The following is a 21,300-nucleotide window of genomic DNA, read 5'->3' as shown; positions in this document are numbered from 1 at the left end:
CCCACTCAGCGCGGTGTCGTCAGCCAGGCCACGAGGCGGCGGGTCAGCGGGGCCATCAGCAGCACGGCGGGGAAGGCCACGGGCCAGGCATGCAGCCAGGCGCTGCGCCAGGCCAGCAGCCAGGGCCACGGATCCTGGATGTCAGCACTGGATGCACTCCAGCTGGCGATGCCGGCGACCAGCGCGGACATCAGGCCTGACAGGATCAGGGCGAACAGGACCGGGGCGAAGCGGGCAGGCATCATGGCCGTCTCCCGCGCCTCAGGCCGCGCCCATGCGGTGCAGCGTCTCGGCCATGTGGCGGCCGAACATGCGGGCGGTCTTGACGTCGCCCGGCTCGAAGGCATCGGCCGGCATGCCGTGCCCGGACTGCGCCATCAGGCCCGACCAGGACCCCAGCCGGTTGGCCGCCTCATGCTCTGGAACGCCCGCATGCTGCTCGGGCAGGATGGGATTGCCCACCCACACCATGCCGTGCTGCATGGCGAAGACGAACATCGACATCAGCGTGGACTGCTTGTCCCCCGAGGGCAGCGAGGACACCGTGAAGCCGCCGGCCAGCTTGCCGCGCAGGCCTTGCTGGCGCCACAGGCGGCCGGTGGCGTCCATGAAGCGCTTGAACACGCTGGAGACGCCGCCCAGGTAGGTGGGCGAGCCCATCAGCAGGCCGTCGTAGGCGGTGACGGCATCGGGGCTGTCGGCCAGTGTCTCGGCCTGCAGCAGGTCGACCTCCACGCCGGTCACGCCCCGCGCCCCCTCGACGATGTGGCGGGCGATGTGGGCCGTGTGTCCATGGGCGCTGTGATAGATGACTGCGAGCTTCTTCATGAGGGAGTACTCCTTGCGTTGGAATGAATGGGAAGGGAAGACGGCACTCAGGCGGCGGCGCGCAGCAGCTGGATCGCCAGCGCGCTGAGGTAGAGGCCGAGGCCGAAGACGAGGTGGTTGGCCGCGCTGCGCAGCACATTGGGGCCCACCGGCCCCTTGCGCCGCCCCGCCAGGCCGGCGCCCATGGCCGGCTGCATGAGGAGCAGGGGCGCCGCCACGGTGGCCAGGCCCAGCAACAGGGCCGGAGCCAGGCGGGGGGCGTCCAGCCATGCTGGCCCCTGCCAGGCCAGCAGCAGGGCCGCGAAGAGCAGGCCCACGGCGTAGTGCACGAGCCAGCCCAGCGCCCGCTCGCCGCGCACGGGGCGGGCCTTCGCAATGGCCTCGTGCCGCCAGCGCCCCTGCGGCAGGTGCCCCGCCCAGCGGCCCAGCAGGGCGAAGTCCAGGGTCGCCACGCCAGTGCGTCGCAGGCCCATGAGCCAGAGGTCCATCAGCGCCGTCGCACCCGTGCCCAGGGCCAGGCCCTGCGCCAGGATGGACAGCATGTCCGTCGATCCATTCATCACACACCTCCTGTGGATTGCGTCCTGCGCCCTCCGGCCACTTGACCTTCGAGCCCATGGAAGTCAGGATAGAAGTTGAAGTCAACTTCAAGTCAAGAGGTGATCTGTGATGGATATCGCGGAAGTCGCCCGGCGTTCGGGTGTGGCGGCCTCGACGCTGCGCTACTACGAGCGCCGCGGCCTCATCGCCCCCCTCGAGCGGGAGGGTGCGGGCCGGCGGCGCTATCCGCCGGGCGTGATGAACCAGCTGGCCCTGATCGCGCTGGGTCAGGCCGCGGGGCTGTCGCTGGATGAGATCCGCACCATGGTCCTGCCCAACGGCGAGCCCAGCGTGGACCGCGGCCTGCTGGCGTCCAAGGCGGACGAAATCGACACCCAGGTCCTGCGCCTGCGCGCCGTGAGCCGCGGGCTGCGCCATGCCGCCGCCTGCCCGGCGCCCAGCCATGCGCAATGCCCCACCTTCCAGCGCCTGCTCAAGGCCGCGGCGGCGGGAGCGCTGGACCTGCAGCGCGAAGGCGGTGGCGCCCCGCCCGCCGAGCAGGCCCGTCGGGCCCGCAAGGCGCGGTCCGGTCCCTCACCCGACTGAGCCAGCGAAGAGGGCCACAGGGCCCGCGCCTGGACACCCGGCGCGATCGCGGTGTGCGGGCTCCGCTGAGACCCGCTGGCGCGTGGCCCCGCGGCTCAGGCGCCCGGCTCGCCCGCCGGCACGTCCGCCAGGCCCTTCTTGCGCTCGCGCTTGGACGCGTACATGCGCTGGTCGGCGCAGTCGATCAAGGCCTCGGCACTGCTCCCATCGGCCGGGTGCAAGGCCCAGCCGCAGCTCCCCTCCACCAGATGACAGGCGCCACGGAAGTCAAAGGGAGCCACCAGGGCCTCCTGCAGCCGGCGATGGAACTGCGCGGGGCCGCCCGCCTCGCTGATCGAGGGCATCAGGACGGCAAACTCGTCGCCACCCAGGCGGGCGACCACGTCCTCGCTGCGGGCCGTGTCCTTCAGCCGGCGGGCGAATTCGACCAGGGCGGCATCGCCAACGCTGTGGCCATGGTTGTCGTTGAGGGACTTGAGCCCATCCATGTCCAGCATCAGCACGGCCAGGCCCTGCTGGGTGCGGCGCGCGCGCTGCAGGGCCCCGCGCAGCTGCTCCAGGAACATGGCGCGGTTGGCCAGGCCGGTGAGGTCATCATGGGTGGCCCGCTGGAACAGGTCGTCCTGCCCGTAGTGCGTGGCCCAGTACATGGCCGTGCCCACCACGCGTGCCAGCAGGGTCAATAGCTCCGCTTGCCTGGGCCCGAAGTGGCCGACCTCGCGGGACATGGCCTTGAGCACGCCCACCGGCTGGCCCAGGTGCATCAGGGGCACGACCACCATGGAGCGCAGGCCCACGCGGCGGCAGGCGGCGCGGTCCACCCGCGGGTCCGCTTCGGAATCGGTGCAGATCAGGGCCTCGGCGCGGCGCATGCATTCGCCGGACAGGCTGGCCTTCAGCGCCACCTTCACGCCCAGCTGCGCGACGGCGGTGCCGCTGGCAGCCCGGTAGCTGAGGCTGTCGCCCTCGGCGATCTCGATGACGGCGCCATCGGCGGCGACCAGCTCCAGGGTGGTCTGCGTCACCAGCTTCATGACGCCGGCCTGGTCCAGGCCCATTTCGGCCACCTGGCCGTGGATGTCGATGATTCGAAGGAGTTCAGCCGCAGTGAGCATGGCGGCCTCCGCAAGCGTGGGATGACTCCCTGAATCTGTCATCTGCTTTTTGTCTGGAGACAATTCTAGACAGGGTCCGGCACGGCCGGACCGTGCGCTCCCCCCTCAATCAGGCTTTCAGCCCTCGCCCGACCAGGCGCAGGCGCTGCCTGAATTCCTTCCTGAGCCGGTACAGCTGGGCCGGGCGGTGGGGGCCCTCGGCCCGCTTGGCGCCGGTGACGGCGTCGAGGATGTCCAGCTCGTCCATCTTGCGGCGGAAGCTCACCGGATTGACGCTCTCGCCCAGCACCGCCTGGTAGACGGCATGCAGCTCGGGCAGGGTGAAGGGCTCCGGGCACAGGTGGGCGGGCAGCGAGGAGTACAGGCTCTTGCTGCGCACCCGCGCCACCGCCGCCTCCACGATATGCCCATGGTCGAAGGCCAGGGCGGGCAGGCGGTCCACGGGCAGCCAGCTGCAGCCCGGCGCCGGGAGCGCACGCCGGGCCAGCCGGCCGGCATCCACCAGGGCCACATAGGCCACCGACACACTCCAGCCCCGCGGATCCCGGCCCGGCCCGCTGAAAGTGGCCAGCTGTTCCAGGTAGAGCCCCTCCAGGCCGGCCTTGTCGCGCAGCACGCGATGCGCAGCGTCCTCGCAGCCTTGGTCCTGGTCCGCGTGCACATAGCCGCCCGGCAGGGCCAGGGCGCCGGCAAAGGGATCGCGCTCGCGCTTGAGCAGCAGCACCTGCAGCTGCTCGTCCCTGAGGGTCAGCAGCACCAGGTCCACGGTGCAGATCAGGGGCGGCGGCTTGCGGGCGGAGTTTGTTGAAGTGCTCACCGAACAGAGGATAGCGCCGAATGCGGTCCGGGCTGGGCGGCGGCAGCGCTCATGCCTGCTGGACCGGCCTGCGAACGCCGCATTCAGCCCATGGCTCTAGTTAATTTCACATTGCATTTAAGTAGGCGTATGATGGGCTCCATGCGCAAGACCTGAACAGGAGGACCGCCATGAACACCCAGCTGCTGCTGATCGATCCCCAGAACGACTTCTGTGACCTGCCCGAGGAGTGGCTGCCGCACACGCCGGCCCTGGGCGCTCCGGCCCGACCGGCCCTGCCGGTGAGCGGCGCCCATGCGGACCTGCTGCGCGCCGCGGCCCTGGTGGAGCGCCTGGGCGCGCGCCTGCAGGGCATCACCGTGACGCTGGATTCGCACCAGCGCATTGACATCGCCCACCCCGGCTTCTGGCGGGATGCGAGCGGCCAGGCCGCCCCGGCGCCCTTCACCCCGATCACCGCGGCCGAGGTCCGCGCCGGCACGTGGCGCCCGCGCGAGGCTGCGGCCCTGCCGCGCGTGCTGGACTATCTTGACGCGCTCGAGGCCACCGGCCGCTACACGCTGATGGTCTGGCCCGTGCACTGCCAGATGGGCAGCTGGGGCCAGGCCGTGCATGCCGGCCTGCAGTCGGCACTGGACCGCTGGGCCGATGCGCAGGGCCGTTCGGTGCAGATCGTCTGCAAGGGCGAGAACCCCTGGACCGAGCACTACAGCGCCCTGCAGGCCGAGGTGCCCGACGCACAGGACGCCCGCACCCAGCTCAACCGCCCGCTGCTGGCCGCGCTGGACCGGGCGGACCAGCTGCTGATCGCCGGCGAGGCCGGCAGCCATTGCGTGCGGGCCACGGTGGAGCACCTGGTCGAGCATCTGCCCGCGGCCTCCTGCGGCAAGCTGGTGCTGCTGCGCGACTGCATCAGCCCCGTGGCCGGCTTCGAGGCCGCGCAGGCCGACTTCTTCGCGGCCATGCAGGCCCGCGGCGTGCGCCTGGCCCTCAGCACCGACTTCTGAAGGACCGCCCCATGAGCGCCCCCGCCCAAGCCCCCGTGATCCGCAGCCTGCTGGACACCGATCTCTACAAGTTCACGATGTGGCAGGCCCTGCTGCACCGCCATCCGCAGACGCAGGCGGAGTACCGCTTCGTGTGCCGCAACACGCCGGCCTATCCGCTCAGCACGCTGAAGGCCGAGGTCGAGCGCGAGCTCGACGCCCTGTGCGCCCTGAGCCTCACGGACGAGGAGCTGGCCTATCTGCGCGGGCTGCGCTTCATCAAGAGCGACTTCATCGACTTCCTGCGCCTGTTCCGCTTCCAGCGCGCCTTCATCGAGGTCAGCACCGAGGGCGACACCCTGCACATCGTCGCGCGCGGCCCGCAGGTGCATGTGATGGGCTTCGAGATCCCGGTGCTGGCCATCGTCAACGAGCTCTATTTCCGCCGCCTGGACACCCCCGCCGTGCGCGCCGAGGGCCAGCGCCGCCTGGACGCCAAGATCGCCACGCTGCAGGCCTTCGCGCAGGAGGCCGGGCGGCATCGCCATCCCTTCGAGCTCTTCGACTTCGGCCTGCGCCGCCGCTTCTCGGGCGACTGGCAGCGCGAGGTCGTGCGCCAGCTGCGCGACGCCCTGCCGCAGCACTTCAAGGGCAGCTCCAATGTGAAACTGGCGCGCGAGCTGGGCCTGGTGCCCATCGGCACCATGGCGCACGAGTACCTGCAGACCTTCCAGGCCCTGGGCACCGTGCGCCTGCGCGACCACCAGAAGGCCGCGCTGGAGGACTGGGTGCAGGAGTACCGCGGCGACCTGGGCATCGCCCTGACCGACGTGGTGGGCATGGACGCCTTCCTGGCCGACTTCGACCTCTACTTCGCCAAGCTCTTCGACGGGCTGCGCCATGACAGCGGCGATCCCGTCGCCTGGGGCGAGAAGGCCCTGGCCCACTACGCCGCCCTGCGCATCGACGCCCACACCAAGCGCCTGGTGTTCAGCGACGGCCTCAGCGTGGACAAGGCCATCGCGCTGTACCGCCACTTCGCGGACCGCGTGCAGCTGGGCTTCGGCATTGGCACCCACCTGAGCAACGATCTCGGCCTGACGCCGCTGAACATCGTGATGAAGCTGACCCATGCCAACGGCCAGCCCGTGGCCAAGCTCAGCGACAGCCCCGGCAAGACGCTGTGCGACGACGAGACCTTCCTGGCCTATTTGCGCCAGGTCTTCGGGGTCCGGGCTGCCTGAGCTGTCAAGTCGACCCGCCAGGTTCGCCATGACGGAGCGCAAGGCAGGCATCGAACAGCCGGCAATGGCGCTTCGGGCAGACTCCAGGGCTTCGGATGCGAACCGCTCGGGCTCACGGGGCAACCGGCATGCCGGGTCAATGATCCGTGCACGCCAGGGACGGTATCTCCCGGATCGATAGCCCCTCTAATGATCCGCCTGCTCATTTCGTGCGGGAAAGCTTGCTAGCTCACGCCATGAGCTACCTGATCCATAGACTTGCACACATGCAAGACGGGAATACGTTCATTTAGGCAGTGTCCTTCATGAATGCAAGCACCCTTCCTCCAGGGAATCCAGACCTCGGTCCATGGAGACCGAAACGACTCGCCATCCATCGGTGATTTCTCTGTCGCTTGTGCCGCTCATCCAACCAGTTGGCCGAGCTCCTCTTCTTGCAATTCTGACAGTAGTGCTCAACCTTCATATGGGGAATTTCATGGCAAATGTTTTTACCGTCACTACCATCGGCAAGCTGAAATCGACCACGGGTGCCGCTTCCGGGGATGTCTGCGAAGTCCTCGGCTACTACGCCGCCGGTGATGGCGGTGGCGGCACCTACTATTACGACGCAGCGGATACCTCGTCCAACGACAACGGTGGGTCCATCATCATCGCCAACGACAGCAAGCGCTGGAAGCTGCGGGCGACGGGTGGCTTCACCGTCAAGCAGTTTGGCGCCAGGGGCGATGACGCTGCAGATGACACGGCCAGCATCAAGAACGCCATCGATGCCACCGGGGCCGGAACCTTGCATTGGCAGGCCGGTATCTACCGGGTGTCTGCGGGCCTGGTGCAGCGAGACTACCAATCCTGGCAAGGCGCTGGCGGGCAGCGCGCCACCACGATCAAGAAGGTGGCCAACTGTGACCTTGTCAGCATGGGTGACCAGGGTTCGATCCAGGACATGAATCTGGAATGCCAGGGCGTCGGCGTCCCGGGCGTTCCGGGCAAGACCGGCCGAGGCATCTGTGTCGAAAGGGGCTTCAGCCAGGTGATCCGACGTGTCCGGATTGCCGAGGCCACGGGCCCAGCCCTGGACTTCACGATACCAGGCGGCGGCAGCGCTGGGGGTGGCGCGATGGTCAGTGATCTCGAGGCAACCACCGCGAGCGCGACTGTCCCGGCCGTCAGGGCTGCCATCAGCCTGCCGAGCCCGCAGTTCTTCAACAACATCTGGTTGAGCGGGGGCCTGTTTGATTTCTCGGGAAGCCGGGCTGTGAACCTTTCGAACTTCTATGTTCGCAACGTCCTGACGTCGTCGGCCACATCCCTGGTGAACATCGCAAACGGCCGCTTCGCCTCGGTGACGGACACCACCATCCTGAGCGGTTCCGACATCTCGCTCACCGGCGTCACCCTGTCGGGTCCGCTGGCTCTGGAGAGCGCAATGGCCGTCAAGATCAGCGGGTGCACCTTGGGGTCTGGCTTCACTGAGGGCGCCAACTGCGCATACAACTCGATCTTCGAGCAACGCAAGCCTTACGCCCCCATCTGGTCTCAGTTTGGCGGCTCCCCCGCCATCGGGAACGGCACCCTAACGGGTTCCCAGCAGCGCAATGGCGTTTGCTGCAATGTTGCCGTCCGCATCGTGATGGGTAGCACCACCGCGTACGGCAGCACCACGGGTGCCTACAAGTTCGGACTTCCGTTCAGGGCGCACCAGGCCATGGAACAGCATGGCCTACCGGCTGTCGTCACGATCAACGGCGTGACCTATCCCTGCTGGGCCACCATCATGGCGAACGAGGACTTCCTGACACTCACCTACAACGGCCAGGCTGTGCGAAACGGTTTCCCGGCCACCTGGTCGGCTGACAGTACCATCGACTTCGAGTTCTCCTACCTGGTTCGATAAGAGGCCGGACGGCAGCTCGGACCACCAGCGAGGGCAGCGCCTGACCGTCAGGGTTTCAGCTGCCCTCGAAGCCCACCCGATCGAAGGAACGCTGGCCCAGGTGCTCCTCAGGTGCACCTGGGCGTCACCGACCCGCCATTGCATCGCCTCGACCTGGCACCTTAGGTCGGCGCTACCGCCGGCGGCATCTGCTGGCTGCGGTAGGCCCAGAAGCGCGGCAGCGCAAAGCCGGTGGCGACCACGCCGGCCAGGCAGATCGCGCCGCCCATCCAGATGGCGGTCGACACGCCCCAGGCATCGGCCATGAAGCCGGCGCGGGCGTTGCCGATCAGCGGGCCGGTGAGGTAGCTGATCATCTCGATGCCGGCCAGGCGGCCGCGCAGCTCGTTGGGGATGGTCTCGTTCCAGATGGTGCCGCGGAACACGCCGCTGATCATGTCCGCCGCGCCGGCCACGGCCAGGCAGGCGAGCCCCAGCAGCAGGCTGGGCGCGAAGCCCAGGGCCACGACGCCCAGCGCCCAGACGGCCGCGGCGAGGACCACCGCCCGGCCATGCCGCCGCACCCGCCCCGTCCAGCCGCTGAAGATGCCGATGACCAGGGCGCCGACCGACATCGCCGACAGCAGCCAGCCCACGGACTCGGTGCGCCCGTCCGCCGCGGCCATGGCCGGGAACAGGGCCACCGGGAAGGCGAAGGCCATGGCGACGATGTCGACGATGTAAGTCCCCATCAGCTCCGGGCGCCACCAGGCGAAGCGCAGCCCCTCGGCGAGGTCGGCCAGCAGATGCGGACGGTCCTCGGACGAGGCGGGCGTGCCGATGGCGGCCCTCGGGATGCGGGCGATGAAGAACAGCGCGGCCAGGAAGGTGCAGAAGTCGAAGACATAGGCGCCCACCGCGCCCCAGCGTGCCAGCAGCAGCCCCGCCAGCGCCGGGCCGGCCACCATGCCCACCGTGCCCCGCACCGAGGAGAGCGCCGCCACGGCCGCGAACTCCTCCGGCCGCGCGAGCTTCTGGGTCAGCGCCTCCAGCGCCGGACGGTGAAAGCCGCTGGCTCCCTGCAGCACCGCCACGAGGGCGTAGATCATGACCACGCTCGGCGCCCCGCTCAGGGCATTGGTCAGCAGGCCGGCCAGGCACAGGGCCATCAGCGCCTCGGAGCCGATCAGCAGGCGCTTGCGATCCATGCGATCGGCCACCGCGCCGCCCAGCAGGCCGCACAGCACCACCGGCAGCAGCTGCACCAGGCCCAGCAGGCCGACCTGGGCGTTGGAATGCGTCAGTTCATAGAGCTGCCAGGGCACGGCCACATAGCTGACCATGGTGCCGAGGCCGGAGATGAACTGGCTGGCGAAGAGGCGGCGAAAGGCGATGTTGTGGCGCAGGGGGCCCAGGTCAAGAATCATGCGGCGGATTGTGGCGCGCCGCCGCCCGTTCAGCAGCCCTCGATGGTGTGGCCGATCACCTGCCGGGCCGGCGCATCCACCAGGTAGCGCACCGTGCAGCTGAAGGCCGGCCGGCCGTCGGCGCCCGCCCGCGTGGACTTGGAATAGCGGTAGTCGAAGCTGCCATCAGCCCGGCGCGTGATGGCCTCGGGCTTGCCCATCTTGCGCAGCAGCTCCTGGACCGTGGCGCCATGCCAGCTGTCCAGGGCCTTGTCGAATTCGCCACGGCGCTGCTGGTCGGCCGCCGAGGGGGCGGGGGACGGTGGCGTGGCCGCCGGCGGTGGCGCCGCGGGCGCCGAGGGCGTCGAAGGCGCGGTGGGCGCGGCGCATCCGCCCAGCACGGCCAGGCCGGCCAGCGTCAGGCTCAGGGCCGTCGGCCCCGCCGACGGGCGAAAGAGCCGGCGCGTGAGCGTCAGCCGCAGGGGGTGGCATGTCGTGTTCACGGCGCCGAGACTACGCTGACTGTCGTTGCGGCACGGTTGCGAGAAGTAATTTGCGTGTAGGCAAGCTGCAGGGGCGGCCCGGCCTCCCCGCAAGGGGATGCACTCGCTTACAGCCACGGTCCCGCGCCTCCCACGCGAGCACGGCGTCGACCTACCATTCACGAGCACTATGCAGACAGTCCTGGGTGGCGGGCCTGCCTCGACAGCGCCCACCCCCTCTTCCTCCGGAGGTGATCATGTTGAAGTTCCTGCCCTTCCTGAGACGGGGCGCCACCCTGGTGGCCGCCGGGGTGGCCGCACTGACGCTGGCCACCGTGAGCGCCTGCGGCGGCGGTGACAGCGGCACGCCCTCCAGCAATGCCGGCACGCTGCAGCTCTCCCTGACGGACGCCCCGGCCTGCGGCTTCGACAAGGTCTATGTGACGCTGCAGAAGGTGCGCATCCACCAGAGCAGCAGCGCCACCGACACCGATGCCGGCTGGACCGAGCTCACCCTCAACCCCGCGCTGCGCGTGGACCTGCTCACCCTGCGCAACGGCGTGCTGACCACCCTGGGCTCCACGCCGCTGGCTGCCGGCCACTACACGCAGATGCGCCTGGTGCTGGGCAGCAACGGGGGCAGCACGCCCCTGGCCAACTCGGTGGTCCCGACCGGCGGCACCGAGGTCGCCCTGACCACGCCCAGCGCCACGCAGGCCGGCGTCAAGCTCAATGTGGACATCACCGTCAATGCCAACGAGCTGGCCGACTTCGTGCTGGACTTCGACGCCTGCAAGTCCATCGTGAGCGCCGGCAACTCGGGGCAGTACCTGCTCAAGCCGGTCGTGGCCGTGATTCCGCGCCTGGTCTCGGGCGTGCGCGGCTCCGTCGACGCCAGCCTCGCGACGGGCGCCACCGTGGTCACGCTGGAGCAGGGCGGCACCATCGTCAAGAGCACCTCGCCGGACAGCACCGGCATGTACCTGCTGCAGCCCGTGGCACCCGGCAGCTATGACCTGGTGGTCAGTGCCCCGGGCCGTGCCACGGCCGTCGTGACCGGGGTCAGCGTGGCCAGCGGCGTGGTCACCACGCTCTCCACCGGCGCCAGCGGGCTGAACCCGCCCGCCTCGGCCGGCGGCACGCTGGCAGGGACGGTGCTGACGGGCAGCGTGCCCGTTGATGCCGGCGTCCGCGTCACGCAGGCGCTCAGCATGGGCCGCTCGGTCACCGTGGCCCGCGGCAGTGTCGATGCCAGCACGGGGGCCTACGCCTACCTCGTGCCCATCGGCGCCCCGCTGGTCGCACCCTATGTCGCCGCGCCCAGCGTCTTGAGCTTCGTGCCGGACACCGCGGCAGCGGCGCGCTACAGCCTCGCGGCGAGCAATGCGGCCGGCGCCGTCAAGAACGCCGGGCCCTTCACGCTGACGGCCGGCGGCACCCTCACCACCCACTTCATCTTCCCTTGAAGCGGGCCGCTGCGGCGCGAGCGGGCAGGTCCCTTGGGGCCGCCCCGCCCGACACCGCGGCGTCAGCCCAGGACCTGCCGCAGCGCCCGCCGCAGCAGCGCCAGGCCTTCGTCAAGCTCCTCGGCGCCGATATTCAGCGCCGGCATGAAGCGCAGCAGCTGCGGCCGCGGCGCATTGAGCAGCAGGCCCACGGGTGCCAGGCCGCGCGCCACCTCGACCACCTCCTCCGCGCGGGCCACGGGCAGGACCAGCGCCCTCAGCAGGCCCAGGCCGCGCTCGCCGGGCAGACGGAAGTCCCCGGCGATCGCCTGCAGGCCCCGCGCCAGCTGCTCGCTGCGCTGACGGACTGCGGCCAGGAAGTCGGGCCGGCACACCTCGTTCACCACCGCCAGGCCGGCCGCCGCCATCAAGGGATTGCCGCAGAAGGTGCCGCCCTGGTCGCCCGGCTCGAAGCAGTTGAAGCGCTCCTTGCACAGCAGGGCGGACAGCGGCGCGCCGCCGGCGATGCCCTTGGCCAGGGTCATCAGGTCGGGCTCCACGTCATAGCGCTCGTAGGCGAAGGCATGGCCGCAGCGGCCGATGCCCGTCTGCACCTCGTCCGCGATCAGCAGCAGCTGGCGCTCGGTGCACAGGGCCCGCAGCTCGCGCACGAAGCCCGGGTCGGCCACATGGACGCCGGCCTCGCCCTGCACGAACTCGATCATCACGGCCACGCTGGCCGGCGTGATGGCGCGCTCCACCGAGCCGATGTCATCGAGCCTGGCCTTGGCGAAGCCCTGCGGCATGGGCGCATAGAGGCGATCCCAGCCAGGCTTGCCGGAGGCGCTCATCATCGCCAGGGTCCGGCCATGGAAGCCCTGCTCGAAGCTGATGATTTCGTGCGCCCCGCCGCGTTCCTTGCGGCCCCAGCGGCGGGCCAGCTTGAGCGCGCCCTCGTTGGCCTCTGCCCCTGAGCTGGCCAGGAAGACGCGGTCGAAGCAACTCAGTTCCACCAGGCGCCGGGCCAGGTCCAGCATCGGCCGGTTGTAGAAGCCCGGGCTCGGGTTCACCAGCCGCCCCGCCTGGGCAGCCAGCGCCTGCGCGAGCAGCGCCGGGCTGTGCCCCAGGCTGTTGACGGCCCAGCCCTGCACGAGGTCGAGGTAGCGCTTGCCGGCTTCGTCGACCAGCCAGGAACCCTGGCCCTCCGCGAAGACGACGTCCGGGCGGGCGGTGATGGTGATCAGATCGCTGCCGAGCGGGCTCATGCGGCCTCCGTCCAGTCGAATTCCAGCTGGCGCGCGGTGCGCAGCGCAAGCTCGCGGCCCTGCAGGCGCTCGACCAGGTGCAGGCTCATGTCGATGCCGGCCGAGATGCCCGCCGAGCTGACGATGCGCCCGGCATCGACCCAGCGCCGGCCCTCCAGCACGCGCAGGCCGGGCCGCAGCGCACGCAGGGCGTCCACGTCCTCCCTGTGCGTGGTGGCCTCCAGCCCGTCCAGCACGCCGGCCTGCGCCAGCAGCAGGGCGCCGGTGCAGACCGAGGCCAGCAGCCGCGCCGAGCCCGCCTGCGCGGCGATCCAGTCCATCAGCGCCGCCTGCCCCAGCTCGGCATCCACCACGCCACCGGGCACGATGGCGCAGTCCAGTGGCGGATGGTCGTCCAGCGTGCAGTCCGGCTGCAGGCGCAGCCCCGCGCGGGCCTGCACCGGCGCGGCGCTGCGGGCCAGCGTGAAGACATTGAAGAGCGGCGGCGTGCCGGCCGGCTGGCTGCGACCATGCACCCGGGCCGCGGTGGTGAAGACCTCGTAGGGGCCGGCCATGTCCAGCAGCTCCACCTCGTCGAAGATCAGGATGCCCACATTCATCTGCATGCACCTCCCAGGCGTGCGTTGAGTCCAGAGGCTGCCAGTGTGCGCAAGGAGGGCATTGACAGCCATGACGCTGTTCCCACCTTTTCTGCCATCGCCACCCGCGCCTGTGCCTGCCACAATGAGGCATGGCCTGCCGCATCGTCTTCGTCCTCTTCCCCGAATTCCAGCAGCTGGACCTGGCCGGCCCCATGGCGGTCTTCGAGGTCGCCCGGCTGCAGCGGCCGGGCAGCTACACCTGGCGGCTGGCCGCGAACGCGGGCGGCACCGTGCGCAGCTCGGCCGGCGTGCCCTGGCCGGTGCAGCCGCTGCCGCGCACTTGCAGCGCCGACGATCTCGTCATGGTGATCGGCGGTGACGGCGTCGATGCTGCCAGCCGCGATGCCCGCCTGGTCGCCTGGCTGCAGCGCGCCAGCCGCAGCGGGGCGCGCGTGGCCAGCATCTGCAGCGGCAGCCTGCTGCTCGCGGCGGCCGGGCTTCTGGACCACCGCGCGGCTACCACGCACTGGTCCCGCAGCAGGCAGTTCGAGCGCAGCTACCCGGCCGTGCGGCTGCAGCCCGACCGCATCTTCGTGCGCGAGCCCGCGCAGCGCAGCCGCTCGGCCCCACGCCCCGAGCTCTGGACCAGCGCCGGCATGACCGCCGGCATCGACCTGTGCCTGGCCCTGGTCGCGCACGACTGCGGCGAGGACGTGGCCCGCGAGGCCGCGCGCCAGCTGGTGGTGGAGCGCAGGCGCCCGGGCGGGCAGTCGCAGTTCTCGCCCCTGCTGGACGCCCAGCGGCCGGAGGGCCGCTTCGGCGAGCTGCTGCAGCACATCCGCCTGCACCTGAGGCAGGACCATCGCGTGGACGAGCTGGCCGCGCGCGCCTGCATGAGCCCCCGCCACTTCGCCCGCTGCTTCCGCGCCGAGACCGGCACCACGCCGGCCCATGTGGTGGAACGCCTGCGCGTGGAGGCCGCCCGCGCCGCGCTGGAGGGCGGGCAGCCCTCGGTGCAGCGCATCGCCGAGGACTGCGGCTTCGGCAGCACCGAACGCATGCGCCGCGCCTTCCAGCGCCTGCTGGGCCGGCCGCCGGCGGCGTTTCGCAAGGCGGAGCCTGGGCCGCACAATGGCCGGCTTCCCAGCCCTTGAAATGCACGCACGCCATGACCGCTACCGAGAGCGCCGCCACTGAGCAAGCGCAAATGCTCGCGGGGATCGAGCAGCTGCTGGGCCACTGCCTGCTCAAGCTTCAGTGCTGCGAGCATCTCCTGAAGCAGCTGGTGGTCCAGAGCTCCCTGGCGGGTCCCATCGCGCAATGGGAGACCCTGGCCGCTGAGCGGGCCGCCAGATTCTCAACAATGACGCTCGGCCAGCTCATCAATGAGTTCCTCGCCACCGGCGTCATCGACGAGGCCGGCGCGACCGCCGCGCCGACCGCCGCAAAAAGTACCGCCAGCCCCCACGCTTCCTTCAGGCATGCGCTGGCCATGCCTGCGCACCAGATCGACAGCCTCCAGCGGACCCTTCGCGAGCTGCTGGCCCTGCGCAATGACCTGGTCCACCAGTTCGTCAGGCGCTTCGCCTTGCACAGCCTGGAGGGCTGCACGGCTGCTCAAGCGCACCTGGAGCAGTGCCTGGTCTGCATCGATTCCCACCTTCAGACCATCAGGGAGTGGGTCCGGACGTCGGTCGAGTCCATCGAAATCACCGACCGGTTCCTCCAGTCGCCCGAGTTCGACCAGCTGCTTCGGCAGGAACTGGAACGCGCAGCGCCGCCTTCGAACGGCCGCCCGGCAATGCGACAGGGGCCTAGCAGACGGCGAAAGAGGTCCTGAGCCCCCGTGCCAGCCGCAAGCTCAGCCCTTGAACAGCTCCCACCGCCCCTGGCGGCGCAGCAGCAGCTGCTGGCTCAGCGCACCCTTGGCATCCGGCTTGATGCGCGCGGCGGCCTCGCGCAGCTGCGCGATGCCCTCCTTCGAGTGGGCGTCGCAGAAGGCCAGGACGTCGCGGCTGGGAATGGCCACCACCGCGCCATGGGGCGTGTGGGGCTTGAGCACCTGGTCCCACAAGGCATCCAGCAGCACCAGGCAGGCCTCGTGGTCGCCATCCAGCAGCAGGCCACGGTAGCTCGCCTGTTCGGGATCCCCGATCACGCGCAGGCCCGGCTTGCCCTTGACCAGCTTCGTCAGGTTGGCCAGCGAGCGCTGATGGAGCTGGTCCAGGCTCAGCCCGGCCTCCTTCATTTCCTGGCGGCTGACCGAGACCCAGTGCGACCCGGCGTCCAGGTGGTAGCCCACGCCGAAGACATCGTGGCTGGCGCGCACAGGCGGCAGCTCGGCATCGGCCGGCACCGTCATGCCGGGCGGCGGGCTCTTGATCCGCAGCTGCAGCTCGGCGCCGTCCCCGATGCCCGCAGCGACGAGGCGCAGCACCGGCAGGGCTTCCACGGCGCTGCGGGGCGGCGCCGCTGCGACAGAAGCGGCGGCGGCCGGCGCCGGCTGGACGCGGGCCTCCCGCTCACGGCGTCGCTCGCGCGCCTCATGCTGCGTCAGCGCCTGCTGCGCGGTCTGTTGCAGGCTCCGTGAGGCCAGGAGGCCGTAGACGGGCGCGGCCAGGCTGAGGCCCGGCATGGCGCAACCGAGGAACAGCGGGTACTTCAGCAGCGGCGAGGTCCCCAGGGCGGGGGCCAGGCGGCTCAGGGCCATGGGGCCGGCGAGCCAGCTGCCGATCCAGCCGATGAGCGTCAGCGGCATCGCCTTGAAGAGCAGCCCCACCAGGCCGGCCACCGCCAGGGCCAGCGAGGCCCACAGCATGGGTTTCACCGTCTGGATGTGCGCGTCGCGCAGCAGCAGGTCGTCGAGGGTGTCCTGGGTCATGAACTTCCTTTGTTGCGGGCGAGGGACCGCCCGGTCGAGGATCAGCACCCTGCCATCGCGCCTGGTGTGCTCCTCGGGTGTCGGATCAGGGCGCGGCCAGGGACCGGGGCAGGGGTCGCCGGCGATTCTCGCCTGCTCTCAGCGCGGCCGGGCCGGCGATGCAGGATCCGGCACTCACGCGGCCCGCCATCACGCCGTGTCTGCGCATGCGCCCCTGGCGCCAGCGCTGGCAGGCGTTCATCTGCATGGACGAGGACACCGGACCTGCCTGCAGTGCCGCTCCACAAACGCGGCATCAATGCACCGGCGGACAGACTCACTGGCGCTCGGAAGCGCGCCACCCAGGCAGGACTGCAAGGGCCGGTGCACACTGACATCGATCGGCCGGCTCATCTCCAGGGGGGAGCGCATGCGCAATCCCCGGGAACTTGTTCCCGGGATGCCTCACAGGCATGCCCCCAAAGACTTCGATAATTTGCCCGCCACTTCGAAACTTTGTTCTCAGCCTCCCTCAAGGATGCTGATAACAAAGTTTCGAAGTCGGCCTCCCAGGAGCCGGCGACCTGCCGAGGCCCTCAAACGCCTGGCAAATTTTCGAAGTCTCTGCGTCTTGAGCTGATCAGGCGCCGAACCGCGGATGTCATTGTTTGGAAGCGCCATGTCACTGCAGCGCCTTTCAGGACGGCAGCCGTGAGCTTCATTTGGCCGCTGGTCTGCGCCCGATGTACCAGGAAGGCCGCCATACCCACCCGTCTCTGGACGCAGCCCGGGGCCGAGCTGGCCAATCCTCGACCTCCAAGACGCCATGACAGGCGGGACTGCAAGCGCGGATCAGCCTCTGCATGATGTCAATGTCTCGAAGCCCGTTGTCGAGCTCGACTACTTGGGGCGTGCGCCTACTCAGAGCTCTGTGCGTCCTTGCTTACGCTGTTGCTATGTCCCGTGCGCAGGGCAACGATCTCATCACCGAAGTCAACTGCGGCCAGCCAGATTCGCAACAGGTGTCGCTTCCGTTCGGCGTCGGCCCACCCTGCATCGTCACGCAGGCTGATTGTTTGAACGCGATGGCGCCCACTTCTTGGCCAACGCGTTCTGACTCGAGAGCCGTCGGTCCAATTCATCGACAAAGGCACCGAGCGGATAGCCGATGGACGCAACCCACAGCCGTAGTTCGAGCACATCGAGCCTTCGAACGCCGCGCTCGACCTTGCTGATGTCCGTCTGCGCCCAACCCATTCGCTTGGCCAACTCGACTTGGCTTACTCCAGACGAATTGCGGCACTCCCGCAGCAGATCAAGGAAGGTCTGCTTGGGGTCGAAGACGGGGCGCTTGCTCATGGCTTTACAGGCCATGCTCAAGTCGATTTCGGAATAGGCGAAAATCGCCTATTTGGGCTGACGAACGTTCACGAGGTGTATCGGCGCTCTGACGTACCGGCCCAGTTCCCCGACCTTTGCCAAATCAGGGCGCAAGGGTTCCTTTTGGCTTCAGGAGCATGCACGTGCGAAAGAACATCAAGCTACTCGGTACTGCCGGGGCGTTACTCCTCGCGATCACAGCTGCAGGACTGGCTCGCAGCGCGGACCCCGGCCTCCCACCGGGCAGTGACGGAAGCAACGCTGGTGGTGCAGAACGGGTCTGCGGGAACGGCGCTGCAAAGACGTTCAACGACACCTATGCCAGCTGCAAACGCGGTGACGTGATCGGTCTTGGTCGCGCGACGCCGCAGGGAGTCATGTCCGTGTGTGACTTCAGCAAGACCATCCTGTACGCACAAGGCGAGGCCATCGCTTGCGTTTACATCGGCTCGATCCGCCAGGCAGTCAAATAGGTGCACCGCGCACCGTCGCCTGCGTCTACATCGGTTCAGTACGCCAGACAGTGAAGTAGGCTCGTCATACGTAGGAATCTATGGAGATGGACTACGACATCTTCATTGCTTGACCGATGCTCGCATCGGACGTCGGCAGGGTCTGGAGCCAGAATTGTTGCTCAGGACGCAGGTTGGCTGAGGAGTGTCAAATGACAAGACGCGAAGTTGAGCTTATGGCCATGCAGACCAGTGCCGTTGGAAGTTCATTGCTGCTGCTGTCGATGTACTCACACGACGAGCAGGCAACGGGCCTTCTACTTGCGAGCTTGGTTACTTGCAGCGTGGCGCTGGGCCTCATGTTTGCATGCTTTCCAGGCATCGGCCGCACATGAGATCGATGGTGATGTAGCAGCGATGCGTGGAGCAAGTCGCGCAAGGACGCGTTCAACGGCGTCTTGCCGACGTGCTTCTACGCGAAGTCCACTGGCCCAGGTGGACATTTGAGGGCGGCAGCGCCACAGTGCCGGGTGTGGGCCATCCCGAACGCTCCCAATCCTGGTCTTCAGTTCAACCGATTTAGCTCACGCTCCATCCTCCCCATGCCATCGCTCAGAAAGCAGCGCGCCAGGATCCGCCGCATACATCGGGACATCCTTCGCCGACGGAACGAGAGCATGCTTGAAGACCAGATCTGGGATCAGATGCCCGCTGTCGGGCGAGAGTTTGGGAGCCCGGACTTTGATCGGCTGATGGAGGAGGACCACACTCTCGGACGAGGGGTGTTCGACCCTGCTCTTCGCCAGGCGTTCGGGGCGGGCAGTGGGCAGCTCGTCGGAGTCAAAGCGCCCGAGGATCTCCCGTTGCAGCCTAGGACACCTCTCTGACAACAGCGATGACTGGCATCTCTGCCGCACCCGACGAACACTCGCGTTTGATGCGTACTAACCTTTGTGTTCCTGAAACATCCTCACTGCGCGCCCAAGCACATCAGGCGTGAACTTGTTCTTCTCGAACATGACTCAATCCTCTCAGAGCGTTGAGACTCCCCGAAACCCCGGGACGGTTCAATGAGTGGAAAAGTTCAGCTTGTCCATGGTCTCCCGATGCTTTCGACGCTCGATGTCCCTTCGAACGCGTGCGACTTCCCTGAACGCGCCACGTACCGCGCCTACCAGCGGTGCAAAGTAGAGGCGCAATACATCCAGGAATGTCTGCCGATGGCTCATCCGGTACATGGTCTTGGTCCGGTGAAACAGGTCCGTTCAGGATATGCCGGACGCGGCGGTTCGTCAGCTGCTTCCGAACACCCGCCGTTTCAAGAGTTCTCAGCACGCCGCCATCGCAACGCTGCGCTGCCCGACAATCGCGCGTTGGATCCTCAAGCGCACCCCAGCATGACGGCTTCGGTCGCCAGCTAGCATGTGCCATCAATAGAGCCCAGCGTAGGGAATGATCCCTCGCGAAGTGCGGCGCGCATGGCTATTTCAAGTGCTTGCATGTTCGCGCCCTCGGCACGGCAAGCAGAAATGATGGACTTTCCGTCGAGGACTGCTCGTAGTGCGCGACGACCAGCGCCCGTCGGAACCTCACAGTTCGTGTGTGTCGGCGCGGCTGCACAGTCGCGCATGGCGTCTTCCGCCGAGTCCCATAGCAATGCCATGGCAAGTAGGTACGACGCGGTTTTGTGAGCGACATGCCGGGCGCGGAATACGTCGTCCACCGACGGTGCGTGCTCGCCAATGGGTTTCTGGTGCAATGCCGCGAAATGAGTTGCAACCCATGCAGCGGGCAGCACGCTCCGCGCCCAGTCGCTGAGACGTCGGCCTTTGCCAGAAACCGTGATTCGGACGCCATGCATGGCGGCGCGGCGGCCAAGTGCTGCAGTCATGCCTGAGGGGGCAATCGGAATGATCGACTTGAGCGCCATCATCGATAGCGATACAAAGCGCTCGATGACCGGATGCTCCAGATGTTCAGCGAAGCTCGGATCGACAGGCCGCGTCTTCTCGGGAAGTCCCACCAAAAGCGCGCCGCTCTGATCAGGCGAAGGAAGGACCAGCGATGCTGCATGCGTGAGGCATGCCTCCACACCAGGCAGTTGATGCGCGCGTCGGTAGTAGCTGATGCCGCGCGTATGCAAGTCCTCTCCGATGCAGTCAAGGCATACACGGGGACCGGCCGTCGGCCATCTCGTCAGGGAAGGATTCGCAAATCGGTCGCTATGCGAGTGAACTGGCACAGCGGCGTGCGCCTTGCTCACAAAGCGCAGATAGCCAACATGGCTGTGGTCCGTGATGAGCGATTTCTCTGGCAGTCCCGCTTGGTTCACCAGCACGGCCAGCACACCTTGCGAGTTGTCGCATCGGGAGCGGCGGCCACCATTGAGTAGCCCAATGCGCTGGAAGATGCTCCGAACACTCTCATCGGGGAACGGCTCCGGGACGACTGCGATCACAGCTCTCCCGCCTTCTCTGCACGGTACAAGTTCCAGGCTTCATCGATGTCCTCACGACTGGCGTATCGCCGCCAAGGCCCCCGCGCCGGCGTTTGCAAAGCCCATACCCAGAGCCGTTCGTCGATGGGTGGCACCCACCATTCGCCACTCATAACGTCGTTCGACCCAGCAGGCGTGAAAGCAGTTCTGGCAAGGCTCGACGCGCTACCGGAAAAGGTGTTCAACCCTTCTTCCAGATAGTTGCGATAGGTCCGCCTTTCGCGCAATGCGCGGGAATGCTTGCGCTTGTAGTTCATGACTTCGTGCCACTGCATCCCTAGGGCGAGCAGCCGCTTGTCCACAGGAAACCGAACTCCTCGGCTGCGCTGACCGTCTAGCTCTAGCCCCGCATCAAGCGCCTCCAGTATCTCTGCACCAAGTTCATGCTGGGCATCGTTCGTCTGGGAAGCGACAAGGCTCCAAACTGAATCGTCGCAGTACAGCAGCGGTAATCCGTACAGAATTGCAATTAGCGCATCAAGCCGTTCTTCATCGGCGCGCTGCTCGGCCTTTCGTCTAAGGCATTCGAATAGTAGAACCGCGTCCAAGAAGGACCAGCTCCCTAGCGCAGCGACTTCCACCAGGCCTCCCCCAATCCTCAGCGCTCGAATGTCGGCTTTGTCCAAGGACTTCAGCCTCTCTCGCCATGGCTTCGGCATCTGACCCACCAGTCGCCGCACGCTGTCGGCCGAAAGCGCAGGATTGCGAAGCAGGTACCAGGCCGGATGATGAAACTCGAACTCCAGCTGGGGGAACTGCCGCCGAACGCGTTCTGTCAACGCCTTCGAAGGCAAGTGGTGTTGGCGCCGATCTAAATTTGACCCACCCTGCCGATTGAACTTTGACCCAGGGCTTGGGGCCGACATCGGCTGATGCCGGCTGTGGACAACTGTAGCGCGGCGCTTGTTCAGCTCGCTTCG

At 67.9% G+C, this 21,300-nt stretch carries 22 protein-coding genes; 9 read left to right on the top strand and 13 right to left on the bottom strand.

Annotated features, from left to right (window positions below):
* Nucleotides 1-5: 5 nt before the first annotated feature.
* Genes ABDJ40_RS22385 through ABDJ40_RS22375 form a run of 3 tightly spaced genes read right to left on the bottom strand, consistent with a single transcriptional unit; the run spans nucleotide 6 to nucleotide 1,388 of the window.
* A complete protein-coding gene (locus tag ABDJ40_RS22385; protein WP_347613044.1) occupies nucleotides 6-245 on the bottom strand; it encodes a DUF2798 domain-containing protein in 240 nt (79 codons plus the stop codon).
* Nucleotides 246-261: 16 nt separating this feature from the next.
* Nucleotides 262-828: a flavodoxin family protein gene (locus ABDJ40_RS22380; RefSeq protein ID WP_269630784.1), complete on the bottom strand. Its 567-nt coding sequence runs from the start codon at nucleotides 826-828 to the stop codon at nucleotides 262-264.
* Between the two features lie 47 nt (nucleotides 829-875).
* Entirely contained in the window at nucleotides 876-1,388 is a 513-nt protein-coding gene (locus ABDJ40_RS22375) for a DUF2938 family protein (RefSeq protein WP_347613041.1), read from the bottom strand.
* A 109-nt stretch (nucleotides 1,389-1,497) separates the two neighbouring features.
* Between ABDJ40_RS22375 and ABDJ40_RS22370 the strand changes: the two genes are divergently transcribed.
* Complete coding sequence (locus ABDJ40_RS22370) at nucleotides 1,498-1,974, top strand: helix-turn-helix domain-containing protein (protein WP_347613039.1); 477 nt, start codon at nucleotides 1,498-1,500, stop codon at nucleotides 1,972-1,974.
* 95 nt (nucleotides 1,975-2,069) lie between these two features.
* Here the strand turns inward: ABDJ40_RS22370 and ABDJ40_RS22365 are convergent, their stop codons facing one another.
* Together ABDJ40_RS22365 and ABDJ40_RS22360 are read right to left on the bottom strand one after the other, a co-directional pair.
* A complete protein-coding gene (locus ABDJ40_RS22365; protein WP_347613038.1) occupies nucleotides 2,070-3,089 on the bottom strand; it encodes a diguanylate cyclase domain-containing protein in 1,020 nt (339 codons plus the stop codon).
* Nucleotides 3,090-3,198: 109 nt separating this feature from the next.
* On the bottom strand, nucleotides 3,199-3,906 hold the full coding sequence (locus ABDJ40_RS22360; RefSeq protein ID WP_347613036.1) for an NUDIX hydrolase: 708 nt from the start codon (nucleotides 3,904-3,906) through the stop codon (nucleotides 3,199-3,201).
* A gap of 170 nt (nucleotides 3,907-4,076) precedes the next feature.
* On the opposite strand from ABDJ40_RS22360, the gene ABDJ40_RS22355 reads away from it, so the two are divergent.
* From ABDJ40_RS22355 to ABDJ40_RS22345, 3 genes are all read left to right on the top strand, one after another.
* Nucleotides 4,077-4,913, top strand: coding sequence for a cysteine hydrolase family protein (locus ABDJ40_RS22355; RefSeq protein WP_347613034.1), 837 nt, complete (start codon nucleotides 4,077-4,079; stop codon nucleotides 4,911-4,913).
* A gap of 11 nt (nucleotides 4,914-4,924) precedes the next feature.
* The gene (gene pncB, locus ABDJ40_RS22350) at nucleotides 4,925-6,136 is read left to right on the top strand and encodes a nicotinate phosphoribosyltransferase (protein WP_347613032.1); all 1,212 of its coding nucleotides are present in this window, start codon (nucleotides 4,925-4,927) and stop codon (nucleotides 6,134-6,136) included.
* A 349-nt stretch (nucleotides 6,137-6,485) separates the two neighbouring features.
* On the top strand, nucleotides 6,486-8,033 hold the full coding sequence (locus tag ABDJ40_RS22345; protein WP_347613030.1) for a glycosyl hydrolase family 28-related protein: 1,548 nt from the start codon (nucleotides 6,486-6,488) through the stop codon (nucleotides 8,031-8,033).
* 161 nt (nucleotides 8,034-8,194) lie between these two features.
* Here ABDJ40_RS22345 and ABDJ40_RS22340 read toward each other — a convergent pair whose 3' ends face one another.
* Together ABDJ40_RS22340 and ABDJ40_RS22335 are read right to left on the bottom strand one after the other, a co-directional pair.
* On the bottom strand, nucleotides 8,195-9,439 hold the full coding sequence (locus tag ABDJ40_RS22340) for an MFS transporter (protein ID WP_347613028.1): 1,245 nt from the start codon (nucleotides 9,437-9,439) through the stop codon (nucleotides 8,195-8,197).
* Between the two features lie 29 nt (nucleotides 9,440-9,468).
* Nucleotides 9,469-9,921: a hypothetical protein gene (locus tag ABDJ40_RS22335; RefSeq protein WP_347613027.1), complete on the bottom strand. Its 453-nt coding sequence runs from the start codon at nucleotides 9,919-9,921 to the stop codon at nucleotides 9,469-9,471.
* Between the two features lie 236 nt (nucleotides 9,922-10,157).
* Between ABDJ40_RS22335 and ABDJ40_RS22330 the strand changes: the two genes are divergently transcribed.
* Complete coding sequence (locus ABDJ40_RS22330) at nucleotides 10,158-11,366, top strand: DUF4382 domain-containing protein (protein WP_347613025.1); 1,209 nt, start codon at nucleotides 10,158-10,160, stop codon at nucleotides 11,364-11,366.
* A 62-nt stretch (nucleotides 11,367-11,428) separates the two neighbouring features.
* Here ABDJ40_RS22330 and ABDJ40_RS22325 read toward each other — a convergent pair whose 3' ends face one another.
* Nucleotides 11,429-12,610 (bottom strand): acetylornithine transaminase, encoded by a 1,182-nt coding sequence (locus tag ABDJ40_RS22325; protein WP_347613023.1) that lies wholly within the window; start codon nucleotides 12,608-12,610, stop codon nucleotides 11,429-11,431.
* A complete protein-coding gene (locus ABDJ40_RS22320; RefSeq protein ID WP_347613021.1) occupies nucleotides 12,607-13,215 on the bottom strand; it encodes a DJ-1/PfpI family protein in 609 nt (202 codons plus the stop codon). Before ABDJ40_RS22320 ends, ABDJ40_RS22325 begins: the two co-directional genes overlap by 4 nt.
* Before the next feature lie 125 nt (nucleotides 13,216-13,340).
* On the opposite strand from ABDJ40_RS22320, the gene ABDJ40_RS22315 reads away from it, so the two are divergent.
* Entirely contained in the window at nucleotides 13,341-14,345 is a 1,005-nt protein-coding gene (locus ABDJ40_RS22315) for a GlxA family transcriptional regulator (RefSeq protein ID WP_347613020.1), read from the top strand.
* Between the two features lie 14 nt (nucleotides 14,346-14,359).
* Nucleotides 14,360-15,031, top strand: a complete 672-nt coding sequence (locus ABDJ40_RS22310; protein ID WP_347613017.1) for a hypothetical protein — start codon at nucleotides 14,360-14,362, stop codon at nucleotides 15,029-15,031.
* A gap of 21 nt (nucleotides 15,032-15,052) precedes the next feature.
* Here ABDJ40_RS22310 and ABDJ40_RS22305 read toward each other — a convergent pair whose 3' ends face one another.
* Together ABDJ40_RS22305 and ABDJ40_RS22300 are read right to left on the bottom strand one after the other, a co-directional pair.
* The gene (locus tag ABDJ40_RS22305; RefSeq protein ID WP_347613016.1) at nucleotides 15,053-16,072 is read right to left on the bottom strand and encodes a DUF1444 domain-containing protein; all 1,020 of its coding nucleotides are present in this window, start codon (nucleotides 16,070-16,072) and stop codon (nucleotides 15,053-15,055) included.
* A gap of 1,038 nt (nucleotides 16,073-17,110) precedes the next feature.
* The gene (locus ABDJ40_RS22300) at nucleotides 17,111-17,410 is read right to left on the bottom strand and encodes a helix-turn-helix domain-containing protein (protein WP_347613014.1); all 300 of its coding nucleotides are present in this window, start codon (nucleotides 17,408-17,410) and stop codon (nucleotides 17,111-17,113) included.
* A 164-nt stretch (nucleotides 17,411-17,574) separates the two neighbouring features.
* Here ABDJ40_RS22300 and ABDJ40_RS22295 point away from each other — a divergent pair, with 164 nt between their 5' ends.
* Both ABDJ40_RS22295 and ABDJ40_RS22290 read left to right on the top strand, forming a co-directional pair.
* Nucleotides 17,575-17,904, top strand: coding sequence for a hypothetical protein (locus tag ABDJ40_RS22295; RefSeq protein WP_347613013.1), 330 nt, complete (start codon nucleotides 17,575-17,577; stop codon nucleotides 17,902-17,904).
* A 191-nt stretch (nucleotides 17,905-18,095) separates the two neighbouring features.
* Nucleotides 18,096-18,278, top strand: a complete 183-nt coding sequence (locus tag ABDJ40_RS22290; protein WP_347613011.1) for a hypothetical protein — start codon at nucleotides 18,096-18,098, stop codon at nucleotides 18,276-18,278.
* Between the two features lie 1,022 nt (nucleotides 18,279-19,300).
* Here the strand turns inward: ABDJ40_RS22290 and ABDJ40_RS22285 are convergent.
* Both ABDJ40_RS22285 and ABDJ40_RS22280 read right to left on the bottom strand, forming a co-directional pair.
* On the bottom strand, nucleotides 19,301-20,341 hold the full coding sequence (locus ABDJ40_RS22285; RefSeq protein ID WP_347613010.1) for a TniQ family protein: 1,041 nt from the start codon (nucleotides 20,339-20,341) through the stop codon (nucleotides 19,301-19,303).
* Nucleotides 20,338-21,300: hypothetical protein (locus ABDJ40_RS22280; RefSeq protein ID WP_347613008.1), on the bottom strand; the 963-nt coding region annotated here is incomplete at its 5' end. The genes ABDJ40_RS22285 and ABDJ40_RS22280, both read right to left, overlap by 4 nt.

It is taken from the genome of Roseateles flavus (assembly GCF_039872765.1).
GTDB classification, from domain to species: domain Bacteria; phylum Pseudomonadota; class Gammaproteobacteria; order Burkholderiales; family Burkholderiaceae_C; genus Roseateles_B; species Roseateles_B flavus.
This window is presented reverse-complemented; position numbering and strand designations above follow the sequence as displayed.